Below are 25,998 nucleotides of genomic sequence, written 5' to 3' on the forward strand. Positions count from 1 at the left end.
GCCGACCGTGCCGACACCCTTCCCCGTGGGCCGCCGCATCGACGACGCCGACGCGCTGCGGGCCGCGCAGGCCCCGCTCAAGGAGCGCTACCGCGAGGACCCGGACGCCGCCCTGGGCGCGCTGTCCGCCCGGGCGACCTTCGCGGACCCGGGCGTCACGTGCACCGTCGACACCTTCGCCGGACCGGTCCGCGCCGGCCTGCACGAGACGACCGGGGGCGACGGCACGGACGCCTGCTCGGGCGACATGCTCCTGCAGGCCCTGCTCGCGTGCGCCGGCGTCACCCTGCGCAGCGTGGCGACGGCGATGAGCCTCGACGTCCGGTCCGCGACGCTCACGGCGTCCGCCGCCTTCGACGCGCGCGGCACCCTCGGCGTCGACCGCGCGGTGCCGGTCGGCGTCCGGGACGTCGCCGTCGTCGCCGAGCTCGACACCGACGCGGACGACGCCGCGCTCGAGCGCCTCGCGAAGGTCGCCGAGCGCTACTGCGTCGTCGGGCAGAGCCTGCGCGAGCCGATGACGCTCACCGTGCGGCGCGCCGCGCCGTAGCCCGGGCCGCGATCGCCTCGATCATGAGGTCGACGGCGAGCGCGAAGTTGCGCGGGTCGTCGAGGCGCGGGAAGTGCTCGGCGGTCGCCGCCGCGTGCGGGAACCGCTCGGGCGGCAGCCGCCGGTAGTCGACGTCCCACGTGAGCAGCTCGGCCTCGCGGGTCGAGGGCGCGAGCGCCGCGAGGGCGGCGTCCATCCCGGCGTACGCGAGGACGAAGTCGGCGAAGACCCGGTAGCAGGCGGCGGCCTCCTCGTCCGGCAGCCCGGCCCGGCGCATGCACGAGACGATGTACTCGACGGTGACGAACTCGTGCTCGCGGGCCGCCGTCCGGGCCGGGACCAGCTGGGCGACCGCCGGGTGCGCGAGGAAGGCGCGGTGGATCGCCGCCGCGATCCGGCGCAGGTCGGCCTGCCAGTCGTCGGTCTGCGGCAGCCCGTCGAGCTGGGCCTCGGCGTTGATCCGGTCGACGAGCGCCCGGACGAGCTCGTCCTTGTCCCGGAAGTGCCGGTAGATGGCCGTCGGGTGCGATCCGAGCTCACGGCCGAGCGCCTCGAACGTCAGGGCGCCGATGCCGTCCCGGTCGGTGACCCGGACGGCCGCCTCGACGATCGCGTCCGGGTTGAGGCTGTTGCGCGGACGGCGCGTGCGGGCACCCGTCGTTGCGCCCGGCTCCGTCTTCGCCATGCGTCCCCCTCGTCTCCGACCTTCATAGTCTGACCCATTGACTATGCCCGTGACCAGGCTCACACTCTCGATCACAGCACCTCCAGCGTTCCACCCACCGTCCACGCCCGGAGGCCTCCCGTGACGACTCACTCCCCCTCCCCGCACGACCTCGAGCCCCGGCCCGAGGCCGTCCAGCCGATCGGGCTCGAGTCCCGGTCCATCGACTACGTCCCCAGCTCCGAGCGGCACGGCAAGGTGTCGCACCTCGGCCCGCTGTGGTTCGTGAGCAACATCAACCTCACCGCGATGGCCACCGGCGTCGCCGCGCTGAGCATCGGCGCGGGGCTCATGTGGACCGTCGTCGCGACGGTCATCGGCTCGCTCTTCGGCACGTTCTTCATGGCGTTCCACTCCGCGCAGGGCCCCCAGCTCGGGCTCCCGCAGCTCGTCCAGTCCCGGCCGCAGTTCGGCTACGTCGGCGCCGCGGTCACCGTCTGGGTGTTCGCGCTCGTCAACTACATCGCCTACAACACCTCCGACGCCCTGCTCTCCGGCGCCGCGTTCAACACCCTCGTCGGGATCCCGACCGGGGTCGGCTACTTCCTCGCGGCGTCGATCGCCGCGCTCATCGCGCTCTACGGCTACCACTGGATCCACCGTGTCAACCGCTGGCTCAACTGGCCGCTCATGGCCGTCATGGTCGTGCTCACCGTCGCGGCCCTGTCCGACGCCCAGCTCCCGGACGGCGCGTTCGCGTTCGGCGAGTTCAAGCTCGCCGCCTTCATGACGGTCTTCGTCATCGTGGCCGGCTTCCAGCTCGGCTGGGCACCCTACGTCTCGGACTACTCGCGCTACCTGCCGGCGGACGTCGGCGTCCGGTCGACCTTCTGGTGGACCTACCTGTCGAGCGGGCTGTCGGCGATCTGGGTCTTCGTGCTCGGGGCCGTGATGTCCGCCGCCGGGCCCGACGCCGCCGACCCGGTCGCGGCGTTCCGCGGCGCGGGCGACCGGCTCGTGAGCGGCTTCGGCTGGGTGGCGGTCTTCGCCCTGCTCCTCGGGCTGCTCTCCGTCATGGGGATCAACCAGTACGGCGGCATGATGTCGATGATCTCGATCCGGGACTCGTTCAAGCCCGTGACGCCATCGGTCCGGGTCCGCGCGATCGGGATCGCCGTCATGTTCGTCACGGTCTGGGGCACCGCCCAGTTCGTCGGCATCGACCGCTTCAACACGTTCTACGGCAACGTGCTCATCTTCCTCGCCTACCTATTCACCCCGTGGACGGCGATCAACCTCGTGGACTACTTCTTCGTCCGCAAGGGCAACTACGTCATCGCCGAGATCTTCAAGGCGAGGGGCATCTACGGCCGCTGGGGGTGGCGCGGCAACGTCGCCTACCTCGTCACGCTCCTCGTCATGGCGCCGTTCATGGTGACGGTGCCGTACACCGGGTTCCTCGCGACGGCCATGGGCGGGGTCGACTACTCGATCTTCATCGGCCTGCCCGTCGCCGGCCTGCTCTACATGTACCTGTGCCGCGACCTCGACCTGGCGCACGAGCGGCGCCTCGTCGAGGAGGAAGGGGTCCTCCCCGTTGTCCACTGAGACAGCCGATCTCGTCGTCACCGGCGCGCGGGTCCACGCCCCGCGCGCCGGGGGCGCACCCGCCGACGCCGTCGCCGTCCGCGGCGACCGCATCGTCTTCGTCGGGTCCGCGGACGCCGTCCGCGACCTCGTCGGCCCCGCGACCCGGGTCGTCGACGCGGCCGGCGGACTCGTCCTCCCCGGCTTCCAGGACAGCCACGTGCACGCGCCGTTCGCCGGCCGCAACCGCCTGCGGGTGTGGCTCAACGACCTGCACGGCAAGCAGGCCTACCTCGACGCGATCGCGGCGTACGCGGCGGCCAACCCGGACGAGCCGTGGATCCTCGGCGGCGGCTGGGCGATGGAGTTCTTCCCCGGCGGGACGCCCCGCAAGGAGGACCTCGACGCCGTCGTCCCCGACCGGCCGGTGTTCCTCTTCAACCGGGACGTCCACGGCGCCTGGGTCAACAGCCGGGCGCTCGAGGTCGGCGGCATCACCGCGGTGACGCCCGACCCGTCCGACGGGCGGATCGAGCGCGACCCGGACGGCTCCCCCACCGGGACGCTCCACGAGGGCGCGGCGTACACGTTCAACGACACCGTCGTCCCGGTGCCGAGCCACGAGGAGTGGGTGGCGTCGGTCCTCGAGGGGCAGCGCCACCTGCACGCCCTGGGCATCACCGGCTGGCAGGACGCCTGGGTCACCCCCGCCACCCTGCGCGCCTACGAGACCGTCGCCGCCGACGGCCGGCTCACCGGCCGGGTCGTCGGGTCGCTGTGGTGGGACCGGCACCGCGGCCTGGAGCAGGTCGACGACCTGCTGGCCCAGCGCGAGCACGCCCTGGCCGTCGCGGCGCGGGCGGGTGCCCCGGTGCCGGGCTTCCACCCGACGACGGTCAAGATCATGACGGACGGCGTGCTCGAGAACTACACCGGCGCCCTGCTCGAGTCCTACTGCGACGGCTGCGGCGGGCACACGGGCAACCACGGGCTCGCGTACGTCGAGCACGACCTGCTCGTCGAGGCGGTCACCACCCTCGACCGGCACGGCTTCCAGGTGCACATGCACGCGATCGGCGACCGCGCCGTCCGCAACAGCCTCGACGCCGTCGAGGCCGCGCTGGCGGCCAACGGGGCGGGCGACCGGCGGCACCACGTCGCGCACGTCCAGGTCGTGCACCCGGACGACGTCCCGCGGTTCGCGGCGCTCGGCGCCGTCGCGAACTGCCAGGCGCTCTGGGCGCAGAGCGACGCCCAGATGGACGAGCTGACGATGCCGTTCCTCGGCCCGGACCGCGGCGGCTTCCAGTACCCGTTCGAGAGCATCCGGGCCGCGGGCGCCCGCCTCGCGATGGGCAGCGACTGGTCGGTGAGCAGCGCCGACCCGCTCGAGCAGATCGAGGTCGCGGTGAACCGGGCCGGTCCGTGGGCGCGCGACGTCCCGGCCTTCCTGCCGTCGGAGAAGCTGCCGCTGCGGGTCGCCGTCGACGCGTTCACCGCCGGGTCGGCGTACGTCAACCACGACGACGACGCGGGCCGGGTCGAGGTCGGTGCCCGGGCGGACCTCGCGGTGCTCGACACCGACGTCTTCGCGGAGTCGTTCTCCCGCAACGGCTACGTCCCCGTGGCCGACGCCTCGGTGACGCTCACCGTGGCCGCCGGGCGCGTCGTGCACTCCGCGACGGCGCAGTGACCGCTTCGATGGGCGCATGAGGCTGACACCCGCCGAGCGCGACCGGCTGCTGCTCGCGACCGCCGCCGCCCAGGCGCGGCGGCGGCGCGGGCGGGGGCTGCGGCTCAACGTGCCCGAGACGGTCGCGCTCGTCGCGGACGCCGCCGTCGAGGCGGCCCGCGACGGGCTCCGGCTCACGGAGGCGGTCGAGGCCGCCCGCGCGCTGCTCGGGCCGGACGACGTCCTGCCGGGGGTCGCGGACGTCGTCACCGAGGTGCGGGTCGAGGCCGTCTTCGACGACGGCACCCGGCTCGTCGTCGTCCCGGACCCGGTCGGCGGCGGGCACCTGGGGGCCGCCGCACCCGGGGCGGTCCTGCCCGGCACCGACGAGACCGTTTCTCCCGCAACGGGTCACGACGCCGTCGAGGTCGTCGTCACGAACACCGCGACGCTGCCTGTCACGGTGACCTCGCACTGGCACTTCTTCGAGGCCAACCCGCGGCTGCGCTTCGACCGGGCGGCCGCGTACGGCCGCCGGCTCGCCGTCCCGGCCGGGTCCGCCGTCCGGTTCGACCCGGGGGTACCGACGACCGTGGCGCTCGTGCCGGTCGGCGGCGCCCGGGTCGCCGTCGGGTTCGCCGGGCTCGTCGACGGCCCGCTCGACGCCGACGGGGCCCGCGAGGCCGCCCTGGGGCGGGCGCGGGCGTTCGGCTACCTCGGGGCCGGCGGCCCTGACGCTCCGGACGGGGAGGTCCGGTGACCGGCATGGACCGCGCCACGTACGCCGGGGTCTACGGCCCGACGGCGGGCGACCGGGTCCGTCTCGGCGACACCGGCCTCGTCGTCGAGGTCCCGGTCGACGACGCCCGTCGCGGCGACGAGCTGCTCATCGGCTACGGCAAGACCGCCCGGGACGGGATGCACCTGCAGGCCGTGCCGCCGTCCGGGTCGTGCGACCTCGTCGTCACCGGCTGCCTGCTCCTCGACCCGGTGCTCGGCATCCGCAAGACGTCGATCGGCGTCCGCGACGGCCGGGTCGTCGCCGTCGGCCGGGCCGGCAACCCGGACACCCTCGACGGCGTGGACGTCGTCGTCGGCACCGGGACCGGCATCGTCAACGGCGAAGGGCTGATCGCCACACCGGGCGGCATCGACACCCACGTCCACATGCTCTCCCCGCGCGTCATGGAGGCCGAGCTGTCGTCGGGGATGACGACGGTGCTCGGCCAGGAGTACGGCCCGATGTGGGGCGTCGGGGTCAACGACGCGTTCGGCGTCCGGGCCGGGATCGCCGCCTTCGACGCGTGGCCGGTCAACGTCGGTTGGCTCGGCCGCGGCTCCTCGTCGCGGCCGGAGCCGCTCGTCGAGGCCCTCGTGAGGGCGGGGGTCTGCGGCTTCAAGGTGCACGAGGACACCGGCGCCCACCACCGGGCGCTCGACACCGCGCTGCGCGTCGCCGACGAGCACGACGTCCAGGTGGCGCTGCACACCGACGGCCTGAACGAGGCGATGAGCGTCGCGGACACCCTCGCCGTCGTCGCCGGCCGCGCCGTCCACGCGTTCCACGTCGAGGGCTGCGGCGGCGGGCACCACGACGTCCTGTCGCTCGCCGGGGTGCCCAACGTCATCGGGTCGAGCACGAACCCGACCCTGCCGTTCGGCCGCGACGCGACCGCCGAGCACTACGCGATGATCGTCTCCGCGCACGGCCTGCGCACCGACCTGCCGGGCGAGGAGGCGCTGGCCCAGGACCGGGTGCGGGCCGCGACGATGGCCGCCGAGGGCGTCCTCCACGACCTCGGTGTCGTCCCGATCACGTCGTCCGACGCCCAGGGCATGGGCCGCGCCGGCGAGACGTGGGCCCGCACCTTCGCCCTCGCGGGTGCGATGAAGGCCCAGTTCGGCCCCCTCGACGGCGACCCCGCGGACGGCCGGCACGACAACGCGCGGGTGCTGCGGTACCTCGCCAAGCTGACGCTCAACCCGGCGCTCGCGCACGGCTTCGCGCACGAGGTCGGGTCGCTCGCGCCCGGGCGGCTCGCGGACGTCGTGCTGTGGCACCCGGCGTTCTTCGGGGTCAAGCCGCAGGTCGTCCTCAAGGCCGGAGTGCCGGCGTGGGGCGTCACCGGCGACCCGAACGCGACGATCGACGCCGCCGAGCCGCTCGTCCTCGGCCCGCAGTTCGGCGGGCACGGCGGCGCAGCGGCCGACCTGTCGGTGCTCTTCGTCTCGCAGGCCTGCGCGGACGCCGGCGAGGACCGGCTGCCGACCCGCCGCCGCCGGGTCGCCGTCCGCGGCTGCCGCGACGTCGGGCTGGCGGACATGGCGCACCACGGCCGCACCGGCACCGTGACCGTCGACCCCGGGACGGCCCGGGTGCGCCTCGACGGCGAGGTCGTGACCTCCGCCGCCCAGGACCGGGTCAGCCTCGCCCGGCTCTACCTGATCTGACACTCGCCAGGCTGATCTGACGCTCACCAGGTCGGCCAGGGCGCGTACCCGGGCGCGACGACGGGCCACGGGTGCGCGGCCTGCCAGCGCTCCGCGACGTCGAGCAGGACACCGTCCCGCCAGCGCGGCGCGGTGACCTGCAGCCCGGACGGCACCCCGTGGGCGTCGAGCCCCCACGGCAGGCTGACCGCCGGGTGCCCGGTGACGTTCTGCACCGCCGTGGAGAAGACCTCGGGCGGCAGGAGCCCCGGGCCGGCGTCGCGGACGAGCCGGCCGTCGGCGATCCACGCGTCCACGGCGACGGTCGGGGTGACGAGCACGCCGTCGTCGCCGAGCAGCACGTCGAGAGCCCGGGTGTACACCGTCCGCCGCCGCCGCGCGGCCAGGTACCGGTCGACGTCCACCGCGAGCCCGTCGGCGAGGAACTGCCGGGTGGAGGTGTCGAGCAGGTCGCCGGCCTCGACGAGCCGGGCGACGGCGTCCCGGCCGCCGAGCACCGCGGCCAGCGAGGCGACGTGCTCGGCCGGGGCGAGCACGAACCAGTCGAGGTCGGGGTCGCCGACGCCCGCGAAGAGGGACGCCGGGTCGAGCCGCTCGACCTCGGGCGGCGGGCCGCCGGCGGCGAGCAGGTCGACGAGCGCCCCGGCGCCGGTCCGCAGCCGCTCCGCGACGCCGTCCGGCAGCGGGCCGAGCGGGGACGTCCGGTCGGCGACGACGACCCGGCCGACCGGCGGCCCGTCGTGCCCGCGGCGGTGCGGGTCGGCGACGTCGGGCGGTGCCGGGGCGCTGTCCGGGTCTCCCGGGACGACGCCCGTCATGAGCGAGAGCAGCAGCCGCAGGTCGCCGGCGTCGTGCGCGAGCGGGCCGTACGTCGACAGGTCGACCCAGTCCGCGACCGGCCAGCGGCCGACGAGCCCGTGGGTCGGCTTGAGGCCGAGCAGCCCGCAGAACGCCGCGGGGATGCGCACCGAGCCGCCGCCGTCCGTCGCCGTCGCGACCGGTGCCAGCCCGGCCGCGAGCGCCGCGCCCGACCCGCCGCTCGAGCCGCCCGGGGAACGCTCGGGGTTCCACGGGTTGCGGGTCACGCCGTGCGCGGACGACGCGGTGAAGCCCTCGATCGCGAGCTCGGGCAGCGCGGTCTTGCCGACGACGACCCCGCCCGCGGCCCGGTACCGGGCGGGGACCACCTCGTCCTGGGTGGCCGGTGGTGCCGCGGCGAAGAGCCGCGAACCGCGCCGGGTGGGCAGCCCGGCGAGGTCCTCGAGGTCCTTGACGAGCACGGGGACACCGGCGAGCGGCCACCGCGCGAGCACCGCGGCGACGGCGTCCGCGCGGGTGCGGTGCCGCCGGTGCTCGGCCTCGACCTGCGCGTCGAGCGCGTCGGCCTCGGCGAGCGCCTCGTCGGCCCGCAGCGCCACCACGGCCCCCAGGTCGGTGGCCGCGGCGATCCGGCGCAGCGACTCCTCGGCGCAACGGCGGGCGGTGACGACGCGGTCCGCGACGGCCCGCGCCGTGCCGCCGACCGGCCCGGTCACCGCCGTCCGGCGCGCAGCGCGAGCAGGCCGAGCAGCTCGTAGACGACGTTCGCCGCGGCGATCGTCGTGAGCTCGGCGTGGTCGTACGCGGGGGCGACCTCGACGACGTCCGCCCCGACGATGTCGAGGCCGTCGAAGCCGCGCAGGATCATCTGGAGCTCGCGGGTCGTCAGGCCGCCCGGCTCCGGGGTGCCCGTGCCGGGGGCGTGGGCCGGGTCGAGGACGTCGATGTCGATGCTCACGTAGACCGGCCGGCCGCCGACCCGCTCGCGCACCTGGTCGATGCAGGCGTCGACCCCGCGCCGGGCGACGTCGACGGTCGAGACGACCGCGAAGCCCAGCTCGCGGTCGGCGGTGAGGTCGGCGGCGGAGTAGAGCGGCCCGCGGATGCCGACGTGGGCGCTCGTCCCGAGGTCGAGCAGGCCCTCCTCGACCGCGCGCCGGAACGGCGTCCCGTGCGTGTAGGGAGCGCCGAAGTAGGTGTCCCACGTGTCGAGGTGGGCGTCGAAGTGCACGAGCGCGACCGGCCCGTGCCGCTGCGCGAGGACGCGCAGGAGCGGCAGCGCGATCGTGTGGTCGCCGCCGACCGTGACGAGGGCGCCGGCGACCTCGAGCACCTCGCGCGCACCGCGCTCGACCTGCTCGATCGCGGCGACGAGGTCGAAGGGGTTGACGGCGAGGTCCCCGGCGTCCGCGACCTGGTGGACGTCCCACGGGTGGACGTCGAGGTACGGGTGGTAGGGCCGCAGCAGCTTCGACCCGGCGCGGACGGCGGCCGGCCCGAACCGGGCGCCGGGCCGGTACGAGACCCCCGAGTCGAAGGGGACGCCGAGAACCGCGACACCCGCCCGGCCCACCTCGTCGAGGCGGGGCAGGCGGGCGAACGTGTCGGGCCCGGCGAACCGGGGACGTTCCAGACCTGAGGGCGGTCCGACGGGCGGCTCCGCCGTCACTTGCGCCCGTTGCGCGGGCTGGCCAGGCGGGTGCCCGTCCAGTCGCTGCAGGCGCTGATCGTGCTCGTCGCGTGCAGCCCCGCGGTCGGGGCGGCGTCCTCGATCTCCGCGGGCTCGACGTGCCCGGGCCGCCCGGACTTCGGGGTGAGCAGCCAGACGACCCCGCCCTCGGCGAGGTTCGTCAGAGCGTCCATGAGGGAGTCGACGAGATCACCGTCGCCGTCGCGCCACCAGTACACGGCGGCGTCCACGACCTCCTGGTTGTCCTCGTCGACCATCTCGTTGCCGGTCAGGTCCTCGACGGCGAGCCGGAGCTCGTCGTCCACGTCGTCGTCGTAGCCGAACTCCTGGACCACCTGTCCAGGGCGGAAGCCCAGGCGACCTGCCATGGACTGATCCGCCGCGGACTCCGCGGTCGTGCCCACCTCGATGACCTCCTCCTCCTTCGACCGGTCGAACACCATGTCGATTCGTCACGCTAGTGCACTGCACTCCACCTGCCGAGCGCAACCGCCCGCAGGGCGATCATCGGCGCGTCGCGGCTCCGACCGCAGTGTTTGGCGCCGATTCGCGGGTATTGACCGGGTCGGACGGCCCGGATCGTTATCGATCACGGCCCCGTCCCGGCCGGCCGCCGAGCACGCGGACGACCCGTCGCGGCTGCGTCACGGGTACGTCACGGCACGGGACGGCGTCCCACCCATCGGGCTACCGGGGGGTAGATGTGACGATCGACGGGCAGGGGACGAGGATGGGGTGCAAGACCCCGCGGTGAGGTGCTGCTCACGAGGCCCGGCCCCACCCGACGAGGACCTCTGACAAGGAGAAGACGTGGCTGCACGCGAGGACGCCGGACCGATCCTCAACGGGCTCCCGAGCCAGCTCCCGGACATCGACCCGGAGGAGACGGCCGAGTGGCTCGCCTCGCTCGACGGCGCGGTGGACGAGCGCGGCCGCGACCGGGCCCGCTACCTCATGCTCGCGCTGCTCCAGCGCGCCCGGGAGCAGGGCGTCGGGGTGCCGAGCCTGGCGTCGACCGACTACATCAACACGATCCCGCCGGAGCACGAGCCCTGGTTCCCCGGTGACGAGGACGCCGAGCGCGCGTACCGCCGGTGGATCCGCTGGAACGCCGCGGTCATGGTGCACCGCGCCCAGCGCGCGAACATCGGCGTCGGCGGCCACATCTCGACGTACGCCTCGTCCGCGACGCTCTACGAGGTCGGCTTCAACCACTTCTTCCGCGGCAAGGACCACCCCGGCGGCGGCGACCAGGTCTTCATCCAGGGCCACGCCTCCCCCGGCGTCTACGCCCGGGCGTTCCTCGAGGGCCGGCTCAGCGAGCAGCAGCTCGACGGCTTCCGGCAGGAGAAGTCGCACCCGACGGGCGGGCTGCCGTCCTACCCGCACCCGCGGCTCATGCCGGACTTCTGGGAGTTCCCCACCGTGTCGATGGGCCTCGGCCCGATCAACGCGATCTACCAGGCCCAGTTCAACAAGTACCTGCACGCGCGCGGCGTCAAGGACACGAGCCAGCAGCACGTCTGGGCGTTCCTCGGCGACGGCGAGATGGACGAGGTCGAGAGCCGCGGCGCGCTGCAGATCGCGGCGTTCGAGGAGCTCGACAACCTCACGTTCGTCGTCAACTGCAACCTGCAGCGGCTCGACGGCCCGGTGCGCGGCAACGGCAAGATCATCCAGGAGCTCGAGTCGTACTTCCGGGGTGCCGGCTGGAACGTCGTCAAGGTCGTGTGGGGCCGCGAGTGGGACCCGCTGCTCGCCGCCGACCGAGACCACGCGCTCGTCAACCTCATGAACGCCACCCCGGACGGTGACTACCAGACGTTCCGCACCGAGGACGGCGCCTTCATCCGGGAGAACTTCTTCGGGCGCGACCCGCGCACCCGCCGGCTCGTCGAGGGCATGACGGACGACCAGATCTGGTCGCTGCGCCGCGGCGGTCACGACTACCGCAAGGTGTTCGCGGCGTACAAGCTCGCGAGCGAGCACCGCGGCCAGCCGACCGTCATCCTCGCGAAGACCATCAAGGGCTGGACGCTCGGCCCGCACTTCGCGGGCCGGAACGCGACGCACCAGATGAAGAAGTTCAGCCTCGACGACCTCAAGATGCTGCGCGACCGGCTGCGGATCCCCTTCACCGACGAGCAGCTCGAGGCCGACCCGTACCTGCCGCCCTACTACAACCCCGGCGACTCCGACCCGGTCATCCAGCACCTGCGCGAGGTGCGCACGCGGCTCGGCGGCGCGCTGCCGCAGCGCCGGGTCACGGGCTCGACGCTCAAGCTCCCGGACGACAGCGCGTACGAGGGTGCGCGCCGTGGCTCGGGCAAGCAGCAGATCGCCACGACGATGGCGTTCGTCCGGATCCTCAAGGACCTCATGCGGGACAAGGAGTTCGGCCCGCGCGTCGTCCCGATCATCCCCGACGAGGCCCGCACGTTCGGGATGGACTCGTTCTTCCCGACGGCGAAGATCTACAACCCGCACGGCCAGCGCTACGTCTCGGTCGACCGCGACCTCATGCTCGCGTACAAGGAGTCGGAGTCCGGCCAGATCCTGCACCTCGGGATCAACGAGGCCGGCTCGGCCGCGGCGTTCACCGCGGTCGGCTCCTCGTACGCGACGCACGGCGAGCCGATGGTGCCGATCTACATCTTCTACTCGATGTTCGGCTTCCAGCGGACGGCGGACGCGCTGTGGGCGTCCGCCGACCAGATGTGCCGGGGCTTCGTCATCGGCGCCACGGCGGGCCGGACGACGCTCACCGGCGAGGGCCTGCAGCACGCCGACGGGCACTCGCCGATCCTCGCCGCGACGAACCCGGCGGTCGTCTCCTACGACCCGGCCTACGGGTACGAGATCGGCCACATCATGCGCGACGGCCTGCGCCGGATGTACGGCGAGTCGCCCGAGGACGTCTACTACTACCTCACCGTCTACAACGAGCCGATCGTCCAGCCGGCCGAGCCGGCCGACCTCGACGTCGAGGGCGTGCTCCGGGGCATCTACCGGCTGCGGGCCGCGGACGTCCCCGAGGGCGAGCAGCGCCCCCGGGCGCAGGTGCTCGCGAGCGGCGTCGCCGTGCCGTGGGCGCTCGAGGCGCAGCAGCTGCTCCTCGACGACTGGGGCGTCGCGGCCGACGTCTGGAGCGTCACGAGCTGGACCGAGCTGCGCCGCGACGGGATGCGCTGCGACGAGCACGCGTTCACCCGGCCCGGTGAGGAGGCGCCGATGCCCTTCGTGACCCGGCGCCTCGCCGGGGCACCCGGGCCGGTCGTCGCGGTGAGCGACTACATGCGCCAGGTGCCCGACCAGATCCGGCAGTGGGTCCCGCAGGACTTCAGCTCGCTCGGCACCGACGGGTTCGGCTTCTCCGACACCCGGCCCGCGGCACGCCGGTTCTTCCTCGTGGACGGCCCGTCGATCGTCACGAAGGTGCTCCAGCAGCTCGCCGTCCGCGGCGAGGTCGACCCCTCGCTGCCGGGCCAGGCGATCGAGCGGTACCGGCTGCTCGACGTCGCGGCCGGGACCACCGGCTCCTCGGGCGGCGACGCCTGACCCACCGGGCACGCAGACCCGCCCTCGTCCCCTTCCGGGGGCGGGGGCGGGTCTGCGTGCCGGCCGCGGCCGGTCAGCTGCGGCGGAAGAACCTGCGCTGCTCGGGCGTCTGCGCGTCGGTCATCGTGAGGTCCACGACCTCCTCGCGGACGTCGAGCGCCCCCTCGGCCGGGCCGAGCCGGATCGGGCCGGTCGCCGGGCCGCTGCCGTAGCCGGGCCCGGGGGTGTCCTGGAGCGAGAGATCCGTGGGCGGCGGCGCGACCGGCGGCGCGGCCGGCGGCTCGGGCTCGCCGGACCGGATGGCGATGAGCCGCTCGAGCTCGCGGCGCAGGACAGCCGCCCCGTGCGCGTCCGGGTGCTGGCCGAGGGCCTGGAGGTGACGGCGGGCCTCGCCGACCCGGCCCGCCTCGACGGCGGCCTCGACGAGCTGGCGGCCGGCCTCGAGGTCGTGCTCCCGGGGCCGCCAGTGGCCCACACCGAGGTTGAGCGCGTCACCGGGTAGGCCGGCGTCCCGGAGCATGAGCAGCCCGGTCGCGAGCGCGTCCCCCGAGGGGTCGCGCTCGGCCGCCGTCGCGAGCCGGCGCAGCGCCTGGTCGCGGTCGTCGTGGATCGAGAGCCGGGCGAGCTCGACGAGCGGGAACCAGGCCCGCGGCGAGTGGGCGAGCTCCTCCGCGAGCGACCAGACGGCGTCGTCCGCCGACCGGACCCGCTCGTTGACGGGGTGCCCCTCGGCGGCGTGCTGCCGGACCACCTCGGCGAGCTGCGCGAACGCGACGACGTCGTTGGGGTCCTCCCGCAGGACGGCCCAGAGCCGGTTCTCCTCGGCCGCGTCGACGGGCAACGGCTCCGAGAACGGGGCCTCCGGCCTCGCCACGGGGGCCTCGGCCGGGTCCGTGGTGCGCCCTGCGAAGAGCGTTCTCAAACGGTCGAAAGCCTTCATGTCGTTCCTTCCAAGAAGCGGCCCCCCGAGGCCGTCGCCCCGCTGTTCGAGCGACTCGTCCGGTTCCGTCCTTTTCCCGACCCTAGCCCCGGGTCCCGACAGGAGCGAACGACCTCGCCCGAACGGGTGACGCGCGCCGGGCCGCCGACGTTGCCCCGCCCGGCGCACCGGACGGCCGACCGGACGGCCGACCGGTGCGNCCCGGGACGGCCCCGGACGGCCCCGGGCGGCCCGGCGCGCCCGGGACCGACGTCCGGGGGTTGCGCCCGGCAGACCTGCACGATGAGGTTCGACGAGGGACCGCGCGCGCACCGTGCGGCCGACGGCACGGGAGGGGCAGGCGTGGCGAAGACCAAGGGCGACCGCGAGGACGACGGACGGCGGCTGAAGGGCGTCGCGAAGCTCTCCAAGGACGCGTACGAGGCCGAGCTCATCACGCTCCAGGCCGACCTCGTCGCGCTCCAGGAGTGGGTCAAGACGACGGGCCAGCGGGTCGTCGTCGTCTTCGAGGGCCGGGACGCCGCCGGCAAGGGCAGCACGATCAAGCGGGTCACCGAGTACCTCAACCCCCGCGTCGCCCGGATCGTCGCGCTCCCGACGCCGACCGAGCGCGAGAAGAGCCAGTGGTACTTCCAGCGCTACATCCCGCACCTGCCCGCGGCCGGCGAGATCGTCCTGTTCGACCGCTCCTGGTACAACCGGGCCGGTGTCGAGCGCGTCATGGGCTACTGCACGGTCGAGGAGTACCGCCGCTTCCTCCACCAGTGCCCGACGTTCGAGCGGATGCTCGTCGAGGACGGCATCCACCTCGTGAAGTACTGGTTCTCGGTGAGCGACGAGGAGCAGGAGCGCCGCTTCCGCTCCCGGCTGGAGGACCCGCTGCGGCAGTGGAAGTTCTCCCCCAACGACCTGCTGACCCGCGACAAGTGGGTCGAGTTCTCCCGCGCCAAGGACGAGATGTTCGTCCACACCGACCTGCCCGAGGCCCCCTGGTACGTCGTCGAGGCCGAGATCAAGCGGCACGCGCGGCTCAACATGATCAAGCACTTCCTCGGCATCCTGCCCTGGCAGCGGGTCGACGTCCCCGTCGTCAAGCTCCCGCCGCGGCCGCCGGCCAAGGACTACGAGCGCCCGCCGCGCGAGCTGTTCCGCAGCGTCCCCGACCACGCCGCCTCGCTCATCGCGAAGCAGGGCTGAGGGGCCGCCCGGCGGCTCTCCCGACGCGCCCGCCGACCGGGCTCACAGGTGTGCCCGTTGTCACATCGGCACAAAGAGGCACTGCCTGCGCGCGCCCGCGCGGGGCTACAGTCCACCCGTGAGCAGCGACGTGTCCGTCAGCGCGTCCGACCCGTCCCTGACCCGGCTGCGCCGGGCCGCGGGGACGCTCGCGACGGCCGCGCTCCAGCGGATGGACGAGCGGCTGCCCTGGTACAGCGCGATGCCCGCCGAGGAGCGCTCCTGGGTCGGGCTCGTCGCCCAGGCCGGCATCGGCGCGTTCGTCACCTGGTACGGCAACCCCGGCCGCGAGCTCGAGATCACCGCGGACGTCTTCGGGACCGCCCCGCGCGAGCTGACCCGGTCGATCTCGCTGCAGCAGACCCTCGAGCTCATGCGCGTCGTCGTCGACGTCGTCGAGGAGCAAGGGGTCGCGCTCGAGGCCGCGGGCGCGCCGCAGCAGCGGATGCGCGAGTCGGTCCTGCGCTACTCCCGCGAGGTCGCCTTCGCGGCCGCCGAGATCTACGCGCGGGCCGCCGAGGCCCGCGGCGCCTGGGACGCCCGCCTCGAGGCCCTCGTCGTCGACGCGCTCGTGCGCGGCGAGGCGGACGACGGGCTGCGCTCCCGCGCGGCGGCGCTCGGCTGGAACGAGACCGAGAAGGTCGCCGTGGTCGTGGGCTCCACGCCGCAGGGCCGGGTCGAGAACGTCGTCGACGACCTGCGCCGGGCCGCCCGCCACCTCGGCGCGGACGCCCTCGTCGGCGTCCAGGGCGACCGGGTCGTCGTCGTCCTCGGCCGGGCCGACGACCCGCTCGCGGCGGCCGGTGCGCTCGCCGAGCGGTTCGGCCCCGGGCCGGTCGTCACCGGTCCGGTGATGGCCACCCTCGCCGAGGCGAGCCGCTCCGCCCGGGCCGCGCTCGCCGGGCTCGTCGCGGCCCGCGCGTGGCCCGGTGCCCCGCGTCCGGTCGCCGCCGACGAGCTGCTCCCCGAACGCGTCCTGTCCGGTGACGTCACCGCCCGCCGCGCCCTCGTCGACCGGGCCTACCGGCGCCTCACGGACGACGAGGACTCCCCCCTGCTCGACACCGTCGCGGCCTACCTCGACCTCGGCCGGTCCATCGAGGGAGCGGCCCGTGCCCTGTTCGTCCACCCGAACACCGTGCGGTACCGCCTGCGTCGTGTGTGCGAGATCACCGGCTGGGACCCGGCCGACCCGAGAGAGGGTTTCGTGCTCCAGGTCGCCATCGCCGCAGGTCGCCTGGCCGACGGCCCGCCGCGCTGACGCCGCCCGACCCCGGTTTGTAGGAAACCTCCAAACCGGCTGCCGGAGGTTCGTCGCCGCCGGAGCGCCTGATCACGGCCTCCAGCGGCAACTCTTGAGACGTGCTCGCCATCGTCTGCCCGGGACAGGGCTCCCAGACCCCCGGCTTCCTCGCCCCGTGGCTCGAGGTCCCCGGCCTCGCCGACCGGCTCGCCGTCTGCTCGCAGGTGACCGGGCTCGACCTCGTCGCGCACGGCACGACGTCCGACGCCGAGACGATCCGGGACACGGCGGTCGCCCAGCCCCTCATCGTCGCCGCCGGACTGCTCGGGCTCGCCGCGCTCTCCGACCCGTCGGGGGCGACCGCCCCCGACACCGGGACGGGCCTGCCGGCCGGTACCGGTGCCGTCGCCGGCCACTCCGTCGGCGAGATCACCGCGGCCGCCGCGACCGGCGTCCTCACGCAGGCGCAGGCGCTGACCTTCGTCCGGGAGCGCGGCCGGGCGATGGCCGCCGCGAGCGCCGTCACCCCGACCGGGATGAGCGCCGTCCTCGGCGGCGACCCGGACGAGGTCGCGGCGGCCCTCGACAAGCACGGCCTCACGCCGGCGAACAACAACGGCGGTGGCCAGGTCGTCGCCGCCGGCACGCTCGAGCAGCTCGCGGCGTTCGGCGCCGAGCCGCCCGCCCGGGCCCGGGTCGTCCCGCTGCAGGTCGCCGGGGCGTTCCACACCCACCACATGGCACCCGCCGTGGACACCCTCGCGGCGCTCGCGGCCGGCATCACCCCCGGGGCGCCGTCCGTGACCCTGCTGTCGAACGCGGACGGCGCGGCCGTCACCGACGGCGCGCAGGCCCTCGCCCGGCTCGTCGCCCAGGTGAGCAACCCGGTCCGCTGGGACCTGTGCACGGCCACCCTCGCCGACCTCGGCGTCACCGCACTGCTCGAGCTGCCGCCCGCGGGCACCCTCGCGGGGCTGGCGAAGCGCGCGCTCAAGGGCATCGAGATCGTCGCGCTGAAGACGCCGGACGACCTCGACGCCGCCCGCACCCTCGTCGCGAACCACGGAGGCACCGCATGAGCGACACCACCGTCCCGGCGACCGGGCACCGCCTCACGGCCCCGCCCGTCACCGGGTACGCCCGGTTCCTCTCGACCGGCAGCTACCGCCCCGAGCGCGTCGTCCCGAACTCGGAGATCGTCGACCGCATCGACTCCTCCGACCAGTGGATCCGCGAGCGCTCCGGGATCGAGAGCCGCCGCTTCGCCCGCCCCGACGAGTCCGTCGTCGACATGGCAGAGGCGGCCTCCCGGGTCGCGCTGGAGCGGGCCGGGCTCACCGGCGCCGACATCGACGTCGTCCTCGTGGCGACCGTGACGCACCCGTACCAGACGCCCTCGGCGGCGACTCTGCTCGCGCACCGGCTCGGCGCCACGCCGGCCGCCGCGTTCGACATCTCGGCCGCCTGCGCGGGCTTCTGCTACGGCGTGGCGCTGGCGAACGACATGATCCGCGCGGGCACGGCCCGGCACGTCCTGCTCGTCGGCGTCGAGAAGCTCACGGACTTCCTCGACCTCGACGACCGCGGCTCGGCGTTCATCTTCGGCGACGGCGCGGGCGCGGTCGTCGTCGGCCCGAGCGACACCCCGGGCATCGGCCCGACGGTCTGGGGCTCGGACGGCGCCCAGTGGGACGCCATCGTCAACAAGCAGTCCTGGGTCGAGTACCGCGACAGCGGCCACGAGGAGTGGCCCGCGCTGAAGATGGCCGGCCAGACCGTCTTCCGCTGGGCCGTGTGGCAGATGTCGCCGGTCGCGCAGAAGGCGCTCGACGCCGCGGGGGTCGCGATCGGCGACCTGGGCGCGTTCATCCCGCACCAGGCGAACGTCCGGATCATCGACGCGATGGTCAAGCAGATGGGCCTGCCCGAGCACGTCCCGGTCTCCCGCGACATCGCGACGAGCGGCAACACGTCGGCCGCGTCCGTCCCGCTGGCGATGGACCGCATGCTCGCCGAGGGCGAGGCGAAGAGCGGCGACCTGGCCCTGCTCATCGGCTTCGGCGCGGGCCTGGCCTACGCGGCGCAGGTCGTCGAGCTGCCCTGAGCACGGCAGGATCCCCACAGAACCCCGCCGCGTTGCGCGGCGGACCGCACCACGGACCGGCACGATACGAACCGCCACCACCCGCCGCACCCGCGACGGGACGTCGACGAAGGAGCAACATCCCATGGCACTGAGCGAGCAGGAGATCCTCGCGGGTCTCGCCGAGATCGTGAACGAGGAGACCGGTCTCGCGGCGGACGCCGTCCAGCCCGACAAGAACTTCACGGACGACCTCGACATCGACTCGCTGTCGATGATGACGATCGTCGTCAACGCGGAGGAGAAGTTCGGCGTCCGGATCCCCGACGAGGACGTCAAGAACCTCCAGACCGTCGGCGACGCCGTCTCGTACATCCAGTCCGCCCAGGGCTGACCGGCCCGCGCCGAAGCCGATGAGCAGGGCCAGGTCNAGGTCACCGGCGGGCGCGCGGCCACCCCCGTGAGCCGCCGACCCCATCCGGCCCGAACAGCAGCGAAGGACTCCCACATGGCCACCGAGAATCGGACCAAGGTCGTCGTGACCGGTCTCGGCGCGACCACGCCCCTCGGCGGGGACGTGCCCACCACCTGGCAGGCGGCCCTCGAGGGCCGCTCGGGTGCCCGCGCGCTCGAGCACGACTGGGTCGAGCGCTACGAGCTCCCCGTGACCTTCGCCGCCGAGGTCGCCGTCCGGCCCGAGGACCAGCTCGCGAAGGTGGAGACCCGCCGTCTCGACCCGTCGGGCCAGTACGCCCTCGCCGCCGCGCGCGAGGCCTGGAAGGACGCCGGCTCCCCCGAGGTGGACCCGCTGCGCCTCGGCGCGGTCGTCGCGTCCGGCATCGGCGGGGTCTGGACCCTCCTCAACTCCTACGACGTGCTCAAGGAGAAGGGCCCGCGCCGGGTCTTCCCGCTGACCGTCCCCATGCTCATGCCGAACGGCCCGGCCGCGGCGATCAGCCTCGAGCTCGGCGCCCGGGCCGGCACCCACACCCCGGTGTCGGCGTGCGCGTCCGGCGCCGAGGCCATGGCGTACGGCATGGACATGATCCGCAGCGGCCGCGCCGACATCGTCGTGTGCGGCGGCACCGAGGCGGCCATCCACCCGCTGCCGATCGCCGGCTTCGCCGCGATGCAGGCGCTGTCGACGCGCAACGACGACCCGGCCGCCGCCTCACGGCCGTACGACGCGGGCCGCGACGGCTTCGTCCTCGGCGAGGGCGCCGGCATCGTCGTCATCGAGTCCGAGGAGCACGCGAAGGCCCGCGGCGCCCGGATCTACGCCGAGCTCGTGTCGGCCGGGCTGACGTCCGACGCCCACCACATCGCCGCCCCGGACCCGGAGGGCTCCGGCGCCTCGCGCGCGATGCTCTTCGCGCTGGAGTCCGGCGGGCTGTCGCCGGCGGACGTCGTCCACCTCAACGCGCACGCGACGTCGACCCCGGTGGGCGACCTCGCGGAGCTCAACGCGATCCGCGGCGCGCTGGGCAAGGACGCCGACCACGTCGCGATCTCCGCCACGAAGTCGATGACCGGGCACCTGCTCGGCGCCGCCGGTGCGCTCGAGGGCATCTTCTGCGTCCTCGCGCTGCACCACCGGCTCGCGCCGCCGACGATCAACCTCGACGACCCGGACCCGGCCGTCGACCTCGACGTCGTCCGCAAGGACCCGCGGCCGCTGCCGGCCGGCGACATCGTCGCGCTGAACAACTCGTTCGGCTTCGGCGGCCACAACGTCGCCGTGGCCTTCCGGAGCGTCTGACCGTCGCGTTCGTCCGACCGGGTGGTCGGGCTTGCATGAAACGAAACCGTTCCGTACTGTCCTCTCGACGGTACGGAACGGTTTCGTTTCGTCCGGCGGGACTCCCCGGCCGGACGGCGGGAGGAGGCGCTCGTGACGACGACGGACGACGTCGACCGCCCGCAGCCGGCGACCGCCCGGCCGCGGCCCCGAGTGAGCGGGGACCGGGAGCAGGAGATCCTCGACGCCGCGCTCGAGGTCCTGCGCGAGGTCGGCTACGACAAGCTGACCATCGACACCGTCGCCGCCCGGGCCCGGGCGAGCAAGGCGACGCTGTACCGGCGCTGGCCCACCAAGGCCGAGCTCGTCGCCGACGCGATGAGCCAGCTGGACGGCGGTGTGCCGGCGGTGCCGGACACCGGCACCCTCCGGGGTGACCTGCTGGCGCTGACCGACGACAAGTGCGGCGTCCTCGACGCCGGCCAGATGGACCTCGTGTGCGGTCTGTCGACGGCGATGTACCGCGACCACGCGCTCGGCGCGGCGCTGCGGGACCGGTTCCTCGAACCGCGCCGGCACACCGTCCTGGCCGTGCTCGAACGCGCCCGCGACCGCGGGGAGATCGACGCCGGTGTCGACCTCGAGCTCGTCGGTCAGATCGTCCCGGCGGTCGTCATGTTCCGCCTCTCCTTCGGCACCCCCGATGAGCCGTTCGCGTCGCTCGTCGCGCGCGTCGTCGACCAGGTCGTCCTGCCCGCGGTCCGGGGGACCCGGGACTGAACCACGCCCACCCCGCGCCGTGACACCGACGTCCGGCGCTCCTCCAGCACGCCCCGCACCGACCGAGGAGCACCATGTCCACCTCCGCCAGCACCGGCGGGCACGACGGTGACGCCCCCACGGGCGCCGTCGACCCGCTGCTCGACCCGGCCCTCGACCCGGAGCTCGATGCCGAGCTCGACGCCGCCACCGGCGGCACCGACGGGGTCGCACCGGCCCGCCGCCGGGCCCTGGGCCTCGCGCTCGCCGTCATCAGCACCGCGCAGCTCATGGTCGTCCTCGACGCGACGATCGTGAACATCGCGCTCCCGACGCTCGGCACCGACCTCGGCTTCTCGCAGGCGAACCTGTCCTGGGTCGTCAACGCGTACACGCTCGCCTTCGGCGGCCTGCTCCTGCTCGGCGGCCGGGCCGGCGACCTGCTCGGGCGCCGCAAGACGTTCATGGTCGGCGTCGGCGTCTTCGCGCTCGCGTCGTTCCTCGGCGGTGTCGCGCAGTCCGAGGGCCAGCTCATCGGCGCGCGCATCCTCCAGGGGCTCGGCGCCGCCATCGCGTCCCCGACGGCGCTGTCGCTCGTGACGACGACGTTCCCGGCCGGGCCGGCCCGCAACCGGGCGTTCGCGATCTACGCGGCGATGTCCGGCGCGGGCGCGGCGATCGGGCTCATCCTCGGCGGGCTGCTCACCGAGATCGACTGGCGCTGGACGTTCTTCGTCAACGTGCCGATCGGCATCGCCGTGATCGTCCTGGCGCCCATGGTGCTGCCGGAGTCGGCCCGCCAGCGCGGCCGGTTCGACCTGCCGGGCGCGCTCACCGCGACGGCCGGTCTCGTCAGCCTCGTCTACGGCCTCACCCAGGCCGCGGAGAAGGGCTGGGGCACGACCGCGACCCTGCTGTACCTGTCCGCCGGTGTGACGCTCATCGTGGCGTTCCTCCTCATCGAGTCGCGCTCGGCCCACGCCCTCATGCCGTTCCGGGTGCTCGCCCAGCGGGACCGGGCGGCGTCCTACCTCGCGATGCTCGTCGTCGGCGCCGGGATGTTCGCCCTCTTCTACTTCCTCGGCATCTACATCCAGACGGTGCTCGAGTACTCGCCGGTGCGCGCGGGTGTCTCGTTCCTGCCCTTCAGCGCGGGCATCATCGCCGCGGCCCAGCTCGGCTCGTTCCTCGTGAGCCGCGTCGACGCCCGGTGGATCTCCGGGCCCGGTGCGCTCATCGCGGCGGCGGGCATGCTGTGGATGGCCCAGATCACCCCGCAGACGGAGTACGTCACGGGGCTGCTCGGCCCGATGGTGACGATGGCGTTCGGCCTCGGCCTGATCTTCGTGCCGCTGACCCTCACCGCCGTGGCCGGCGTCGAGAAGCGGGACTCCGGGGTCGCCTCCGCCGTCCTCAACACGATGCAGCAGATCGGCGGCGCGATCGGTCTGGCGACCCTGAGCACCGTGGCGTCCCGGTCGGCCACGGACAAGGCGGCCGAGCTCGCGGCCGACCTCCAGGCCAAGGCGGCCGCGGGCCTGCCGGCCGACCAGCTCGCCCAGCTCAAGGCGCTCGTCGAGGTCGAGGCGTTCACCTCCGGCGCGACGGCGGCGTTCGTCGTCGCCGCCGGGATGATCCTCGGCGCGGGGCTGCTCGTCGTGGCCTTCCTCCGGGTCCGGCACGAGGACCTGGCGACCGACCAGGTCCAGGTGACGATGCACTGAGCACGCACGACGAAGGGCCCCGACCGTCCGGTCGGGGCCCTTCGCGCGTCGTACGGGCCGGGCGGCCCGGGTGCGCGGTCCCGGGTCAGCCGACCCGGTGCAGCCAGCGCACGGGGGCGCCGTCCCCGGCGTGCCGGAACGGCTCGAGCTCGTCGTCCCACGCACTGCCGAGGGCGAGGTCGAGCTGGGCCACGATCGTCGCCGGGTCGCCGTGCCCGCTCTCCAGGGCGTGCCGGACCCGGTCCTCGGGCACCAGGATGTTGCCGTGCACGTCGGTCACGGCGTGGAAGATCCCCAGCTCGGGGCTGTGCATCCACCGCCCGCCGTCGACACCGGGGCTCGGCTCCTCGGTCACCTCGTACCGCAGGTGCGCCCACCCGCGGAGGGCGGACGCCAAGAGCGCCCCGGTCCCCTGCTCGGCCTGCCAGGAGAGCTCGGTGCGGTAGAGCCCCGCCGCCGCCGGCTGCGGGATCCAGTCCAGCGACAGGCGCACGTCGAGGACGCCGCCGGCGGCCCACTCGACGTGTGGGCACAGCGCACGCGGCGCGGAGTGCACGAACAGGACGCCTCGCGTCGTCGCACCGGCCATGGGGGCCTCCTTCACCGGGTTGAGGTGCGTCTTCCCCAACGACCTCGTCCGATGAGCAGCCTTGCTGGCAGGGGCATGATGCTGGCGCCTGTCTCCGGCCATTCTGCACCACGGATCACACCCGCACCACCTTTCTCATCGAAACTCTGGGTAGAACGACAACTACGTTCCGTATTCCATCGACCACGGAGTGAAGATCGGACCGCGACACGCCGAGAGGTACCAGGAGGGACGACTGGGAGGTCGCGTGAACCAGGAGCCGATCGGCCTGGACGAGGCGTACGACGAAGGCGTCGTCACCGAGGTGATCCGTCCTGCCGCGATCGTGCCGGAGGAGGCCGCCCGGGCGATCCTCGTCGAGCTCTCGCTGAACTCGGTGCACGCCGACGGGCTCTGGCTCGCCGAGCCGAGCCGCTGGACCCGGTACGAGCAGCCGTGGCCCGGGGAGCGCCCGGAGGACGCCACCGGTCTCGTCGGCAGCCTGCAGATCGCGTACGGCACCCCGACGAAGTACGAGATCACCATCTACCGCGTCATGATCTCCAAGCTCGGCTCCGCCCTCGGCTTCACCGTCGAGTCCCTGTGCGACGAGGCGCTGGGCTTCGGGGACCTGACCCTCGCCGAGTGCCCGCGGGCCGCCCTGGCCGCGCCGCCCCGCCCGTTCCGGTTCTGAGCGGACGGGCGGCGACCGGTCCGGCCGCGGCGACGATCACCGGTCGGCCCGCGCGGCGCAGGCCGCGCCAGTAGGGTCGGAACGCCACCGGCACCTGCCGGGTGGCCGGGTCGGAGCTGACCCGACTTCCCGGTCGGAAAGGGCTGGCGAGACATGTCGCAGAAGGTGCAGGGCGTCGTCGCGCGGGGCAAGGGTGCCCCCGTCACGGTCGAGACGGTCGTCGTCCCGGACCCCGGTCCCGGCGAGGCGGTCGTGAAGGTGCAGGCCTGCGGCGTCTGCCACACCGACCTGCACTACCGCGAGGGCGGCATCAACGACGACTTCCCCTTCCTCCTCGGCCACGAGGCGGCGGGTGTCGTCGAGGCCGTCGGCGCCGGCGTCACGGACGTCGCCCCCGGTGACTACGTCGTGCTCAACTGGCGGGCGGTGTGCGGCCAGTGCCGCTCGTGCCGGCGCGGCCGCCCGCAGTACTGCTTCGCGACCCACAACGCCACGCAGAAGATGACCCTCGAGGACGGCACCGTGCTGTCCCCCGCGCTCGGCATCGGCGCCTTCGTCGAGAAGACGCTCGTCGCCGCCGGCCAGTGCACGAAGGTCGACCCGGCCGCCGCGCCGGCCGTCGCCGGCCTGCTCGGCTGCGGCGTCATGGCCGGCCTCGGCGCGGCGATCAACACCGGCAACGTGCAGCGCGACGACACCGTGGCCGTCATCGGCTGCGGCGGTGTCGGAAACGCGGCGATCGCCGGCGCCCGGCTCGTCGGCGCCCGCCGGATCATCGCCGTCGACATCGACGACAAGAAGCTCGAGTGGGCCAAGGACTTCGGCGCCACCCACACGGTGAACTCCTCCACGCAGGACGCCGTCGAGGCGATCCAGGCCGCGACGGACGGCTTCGGCGCGGACGTCGTCATCGACGCCGTCGGCCGCCCCGAGACGTGGAAGCAGGCCTTCTACGGCCGCGACCTCGCCGGCACCGTCGTCCTCGTCGGCGTGCCGAACCCGACGATGACGCTCGAGCTCCCGCTCATCGACGTCTTCGGCCGCGGCGGCTCGCTGAAGTCGTCCTGGTACGGCGACTGCCTGCCGTCCCGGGACTTCCCGACGCTCATCGAGCTGTACCTGCAGGGCCGGCTCCCGCTCGACAAGTTCGTCAGCGAGACCGTCGGCCTCGGGGACGTCGAGGCGGCGTTCGCGAAGATGCACCACGGCGAGGTCCTGCGGTCGGTCGTGGTCCTGTGAGCAGCAGGGCACGCATCGAGAACGTCGTCACGAGCGGGGTCTTCAGCCTCGACGGGCAGGACTTCGACGTCGACAACAACGTGTGGCTCATCGGGGACGCCGACGAGGTCGTCGTCGTCGACGCCTCCCACGAGGCGGGCAAGATCCTCGACGCCGTGGCCGGCCGGAAGGTCGTCGCGATCGTGTCGACCCACGGCCACAACGACCACGTGAACGCCGCGGGCGAGGTCGCCGACGCGACGGGTGCGCCGATCCTCCTGCACCCCGAGGACCGGATGCTCTGGGACGTCGTCCACCCCGACCGCGAGCCCGGGTACCTCGCCGACGGCGACGTCGTCGAGGTCGGCGGGACGACGCTGCGGGTGCTCCACACCCCGGGGCACTCCCCCGGCGCGGTGTGCCTGCACGTCCCGGACCTCGAGGTCCTCTTCTCCGGCGACACCCTGTTCAAGGGCGGTCCGGGGGCGACGGGCCGCTCGTTCTCGAGCTTCCCGACGATCCTCGAGTCGATCCGGACCCGGCTGCTCACGCTCGCACCGACGACGACCGTGCTCACCGGGCACGGCGACTCGACGACGATCGGCGCCGAGGCCGGCGACTACGACGCGTGGGTGGCCCGCGGGCACTGAGCCCCACGGACGCAGCCCCGGACACCGAGGACGCCGTCGGTCGCGCACGGCGACCGGCGGCGTCCCGTCGTCCGATCGGGACGAGGGGTCCCGGTACGGAGCGCTCGCGACCCTGCCCGCCCTGCGATCTGGTAACGATCACGCGCGAACCATC

Annotated in this window: 23 protein-coding genes; 17 read left to right on the forward strand and 6 right to left on the reverse strand. The window is 74.0% G+C overall.

The annotated features are described in order from the left end of the window. Positions 1-7: 7 nt before the first annotated feature. Positions 8-550 carry an OsmC family protein gene (locus ECOMGDLI_RS06385; protein WP_233153338.1) on the forward strand — a complete coding sequence of 181 codons (543 nt, stop codon included), beginning with the start codon at positions 8-10 and terminating at the stop codon, positions 548-550. On the opposite strand, the gene ECOMGDLI_RS06390 is transcribed toward ECOMGDLI_RS06385, so the two are convergent. After that, positions 525-1,235 (reverse strand): TetR/AcrR family transcriptional regulator, encoded by a 711-nt coding sequence (locus ECOMGDLI_RS06390; protein ID WP_088315230.1) that lies wholly within the window; start codon positions 1,233-1,235, stop codon positions 525-527. The genes ECOMGDLI_RS06385 and ECOMGDLI_RS06390 overlap by 26 nt on opposite strands. Before the next feature lie 120 nt (positions 1,236-1,355). Here ECOMGDLI_RS06390 and ECOMGDLI_RS06395 point away from each other — a divergent pair, with 120 nt between their 5' ends. Genes ECOMGDLI_RS06395 through ECOMGDLI_RS06410 form a run of 4 tightly spaced genes read left to right on the forward strand, consistent with a single transcriptional unit; the run spans position 1,356 to position 6,924 of the window. Next, entirely contained in the window at positions 1,356-2,822 is a 1,467-nt protein-coding gene (locus tag ECOMGDLI_RS06395) for a cytosine permease (RefSeq protein WP_198954606.1), read from the forward strand. Next, positions 2,812-4,494 carry an amidohydrolase gene (locus tag ECOMGDLI_RS06400; protein ID WP_088315232.1) on the forward strand — a complete coding sequence of 561 codons (1,683 nt, stop codon included), beginning with the start codon at positions 2,812-2,814 and terminating at the stop codon, positions 4,492-4,494. The genes ECOMGDLI_RS06395 and ECOMGDLI_RS06400 overlap by 11 nt, the downstream gene beginning before the upstream one ends. A gap of 16 nt (positions 4,495-4,510) precedes the next feature. Continuing rightward, positions 4,511-5,233, forward strand: coding sequence for an urease subunit gamma (gene ureA / locus ECOMGDLI_RS06405; RefSeq protein ID WP_088315234.1), 723 nt, complete (start codon positions 4,511-4,513; stop codon positions 5,231-5,233). Between the two features lie 5 nt (positions 5,234-5,238). Beyond that, positions 5,239-6,924, forward strand: a complete 1,686-nt coding sequence (locus tag ECOMGDLI_RS06410) for an urease subunit alpha (RefSeq protein WP_088315320.1) — start codon at positions 5,239-5,241, stop codon at positions 6,922-6,924. Between the two features lie 23 nt (positions 6,925-6,947). On the opposite strand, the gene ECOMGDLI_RS06415 is transcribed toward ECOMGDLI_RS06410, so the two are convergent. From ECOMGDLI_RS06415 to ECOMGDLI_RS06425, 3 genes are read right to left on the reverse strand one after another with little or no spacing between them, the layout of a single operon-like run. Further along, positions 6,948-8,459: an amidase gene (locus tag ECOMGDLI_RS06415; RefSeq protein WP_088315236.1), complete on the reverse strand. Its 1,512-nt coding sequence runs from the start codon at positions 8,457-8,459 to the stop codon at positions 6,948-6,950. Next, on the reverse strand, positions 8,456-9,412 hold the full coding sequence (gene speB / locus ECOMGDLI_RS06420) for an agmatinase (RefSeq protein ID WP_088315237.1): 957 nt from the start codon (positions 9,410-9,412) through the stop codon (positions 8,456-8,458). Before speB ends, ECOMGDLI_RS06415 begins: the two co-directional genes overlap by 4 nt. Next, the gene (locus tag ECOMGDLI_RS06425; protein WP_088315238.1) at positions 9,409-9,876 is read right to left on the reverse strand and encodes a DUF3052 domain-containing protein; all 468 of its coding nucleotides are present in this window, start codon (positions 9,874-9,876) and stop codon (positions 9,409-9,411) included. Before ECOMGDLI_RS06425 ends, speB begins: the two co-directional genes overlap by 4 nt. 367 nt (positions 9,877-10,243) lie before the next feature. Here ECOMGDLI_RS06425 and aceE point away from each other — a divergent pair, with 367 nt between their 5' ends. Further along, positions 10,244-12,991 carry a pyruvate dehydrogenase (acetyl-transferring), homodimeric type gene (gene aceE, locus ECOMGDLI_RS06430; protein ID WP_088315240.1) on the forward strand — a complete coding sequence of 916 codons (2,748 nt, stop codon included), beginning with the start codon at positions 10,244-10,246 and terminating at the stop codon, positions 12,989-12,991. Between the two features lie 73 nt (positions 12,992-13,064). Here the strand turns inward: aceE and ECOMGDLI_RS06435 are convergent, their stop codons facing one another. After that, positions 13,065-13,865 carry a hypothetical protein gene (locus tag ECOMGDLI_RS06435; RefSeq protein ID WP_198954607.1) on the reverse strand — a complete coding sequence of 267 codons (801 nt, stop codon included), beginning with the start codon at positions 13,863-13,865 and terminating at the stop codon, positions 13,065-13,067. Between the two features lie 408 nt (positions 13,866-14,273). Between ECOMGDLI_RS06435 and ppk2 the strand changes: the two genes are divergently transcribed. The 8 genes from ppk2 (at position 14,274) to ECOMGDLI_RS06475 (ending at position 22,714) form a co-directional block, all read left to right on the forward strand. Further along, a complete protein-coding gene (gene ppk2, locus ECOMGDLI_RS06440) occupies positions 14,274-15,128 on the forward strand; it encodes a polyphosphate kinase 2 (protein WP_233153339.1) in 855 nt (284 codons plus the stop codon). 118 nt (positions 15,129-15,246) lie between these two features. Then, a complete protein-coding gene (locus ECOMGDLI_RS06445; RefSeq protein ID WP_233153340.1) occupies positions 15,247-16,428 on the forward strand; it encodes a CdaR family transcriptional regulator in 1,182 nt (393 codons plus the stop codon). 101 nt (positions 16,429-16,529) lie between these two features. After that, positions 16,530-17,489, forward strand: a complete 960-nt coding sequence (locus tag ECOMGDLI_RS06450) for an ACP S-malonyltransferase (RefSeq protein WP_088315242.1) — start codon at positions 16,530-16,532, stop codon at positions 17,487-17,489. Beyond that, on the forward strand, positions 17,486-18,514 hold the full coding sequence (locus tag ECOMGDLI_RS06455; RefSeq protein WP_088315245.1) for a beta-ketoacyl-ACP synthase III: 1,029 nt from the start codon (positions 17,486-17,488) through the stop codon (positions 18,512-18,514). Before ECOMGDLI_RS06450 ends, ECOMGDLI_RS06455 begins: the two co-directional genes overlap by 4 nt. 124 nt (positions 18,515-18,638) lie before the next feature. Then, complete coding sequence (locus ECOMGDLI_RS06460) at positions 18,639-18,887, forward strand: acyl carrier protein (protein WP_088288690.1); 249 nt, start codon at positions 18,639-18,641, stop codon at positions 18,885-18,887. A 114-nt stretch (positions 18,888-19,001) separates the two neighbouring features. Beyond that, a complete protein-coding gene (gene fabF, locus ECOMGDLI_RS06465) occupies positions 19,002-20,252 on the forward strand; it encodes a beta-ketoacyl-ACP synthase II (RefSeq protein WP_088315247.1) in 1,251 nt (416 codons plus the stop codon). Positions 20,253-20,384: 132 nt separating this feature from the next. Next, positions 20,385-21,011 carry a TetR/AcrR family transcriptional regulator gene (locus ECOMGDLI_RS06470; RefSeq protein WP_088315249.1) on the forward strand — a complete coding sequence of 209 codons (627 nt, stop codon included), beginning with the start codon at positions 20,385-20,387 and terminating at the stop codon, positions 21,009-21,011. Between the two features lie 74 nt (positions 21,012-21,085). After that, a complete protein-coding gene (locus tag ECOMGDLI_RS06475) occupies positions 21,086-22,714 on the forward strand; it encodes an MFS transporter (RefSeq protein ID WP_143447546.1) in 1,629 nt (542 codons plus the stop codon). Positions 22,715-22,799: 85 nt separating this feature from the next. Here ECOMGDLI_RS06475 and ECOMGDLI_RS06480 read toward each other — a convergent pair whose 3' ends face one another. Next, a complete protein-coding gene (locus ECOMGDLI_RS06480; protein WP_088288687.1) occupies positions 22,800-23,303 on the reverse strand; it encodes a DUF3145 domain-containing protein in 504 nt (167 codons plus the stop codon). Positions 23,304-23,550: 247 nt separating this feature from the next. Between ECOMGDLI_RS06480 and ECOMGDLI_RS06485 the strand changes: the two genes are divergently transcribed. The 3 genes from ECOMGDLI_RS06485 to ECOMGDLI_RS06495 all read left to right on the forward strand — a co-directional run bounded on the left by ECOMGDLI_RS06485 (position 23,551) and on the right by ECOMGDLI_RS06495 (position 25,844). Beyond that, positions 23,551-23,976, forward strand: a complete 426-nt coding sequence (locus ECOMGDLI_RS06485; protein WP_088315251.1) for a hypothetical protein — start codon at positions 23,551-23,553, stop codon at positions 23,974-23,976. A gap of 153 nt (positions 23,977-24,129) precedes the next feature. After that, complete coding sequence (locus ECOMGDLI_RS06490) at positions 24,130-25,215, forward strand: S-(hydroxymethyl)mycothiol dehydrogenase (RefSeq protein ID WP_088315253.1); 1,086 nt, start codon at positions 24,130-24,132, stop codon at positions 25,213-25,215. Continuing rightward, a complete protein-coding gene (locus ECOMGDLI_RS06495; RefSeq protein ID WP_198954608.1) occupies positions 25,212-25,844 on the forward strand; it encodes an MBL fold metallo-hydrolase in 633 nt (210 codons plus the stop codon). Before ECOMGDLI_RS06490 ends, ECOMGDLI_RS06495 begins: the two co-directional genes overlap by 4 nt. The last annotated feature ends 154 nt before the right edge of the window (positions 25,845-25,998 follow it).

The sequence above is a fragment of the Kineosporia sp. R_H_3 genome, from assembly GCF_002198675.1.
GTDB lineage: Bacteria > Actinomycetota > Actinomycetes > Actinomycetales > Kineosporiaceae > R-H-3.

Excerpts from the sequence above, each read along its gene's own strand:
- ECOMGDLI_RS06390 (WP_088315230.1), bottom strand. The coding sequence starts at position 1,235 with ATGGCGAAGACGGAGCCGGGCGCAACGACGGGTGCCCGCACGCGCCGT.
- ureA (WP_088315234.1), top strand. The coding sequence starts at position 4,511 with ATGAGGCTGACACCCGCCGAGCGCGACCGGCTGCTGCTCGCGACCGCC.
- ECOMGDLI_RS06410 (WP_088315320.1), top strand. The coding sequence starts at position 5,239 with ATGGACCGCGCCACGTACGCCGGGGTCTACGGCCCGACGGCGGGCGAC.
- ECOMGDLI_RS06425 (WP_088315238.1), bottom strand. The coding sequence starts at position 9,876 with ATGGTGTTCGACCGGTCGAAGGAGGAGGAGGTCATCGAGGTGGGCACG.
- ECOMGDLI_RS06455 (WP_088315245.1), top strand. The coding sequence starts at position 17,486 with ATGAGCGACACCACCGTCCCGGCGACCGGGCACCGCCTCACGGCCCCG.
- ECOMGDLI_RS06460 (WP_088288690.1), top strand. The coding sequence starts at position 18,639 with ATGGCACTGAGCGAGCAGGAGATCCTCGCGGGTCTCGCCGAGATCGTG.
- fabF (WP_088315247.1), top strand. The coding sequence starts at position 19,002 with ATGGCCACCGAGAATCGGACCAAGGTCGTCGTGACCGGTCTCGGCGCG.
- ECOMGDLI_RS06475 (WP_143447546.1), top strand. The coding sequence starts at position 21,086 with ATGTCCACCTCCGCCAGCACCGGCGGGCACGACGGTGACGCCCCCACG.
- ECOMGDLI_RS06480 (WP_088288687.1), bottom strand. The coding sequence starts at position 23,303 with ATGGCCGGTGCGACGACGCGAGGCGTCCTGTTCGTGCACTCCGCGCCG.
- ECOMGDLI_RS06490 (WP_088315253.1), top strand. The coding sequence starts at position 24,130 with ATGTCGCAGAAGGTGCAGGGCGTCGTCGCGCGGGGCAAGGGTGCCCCC.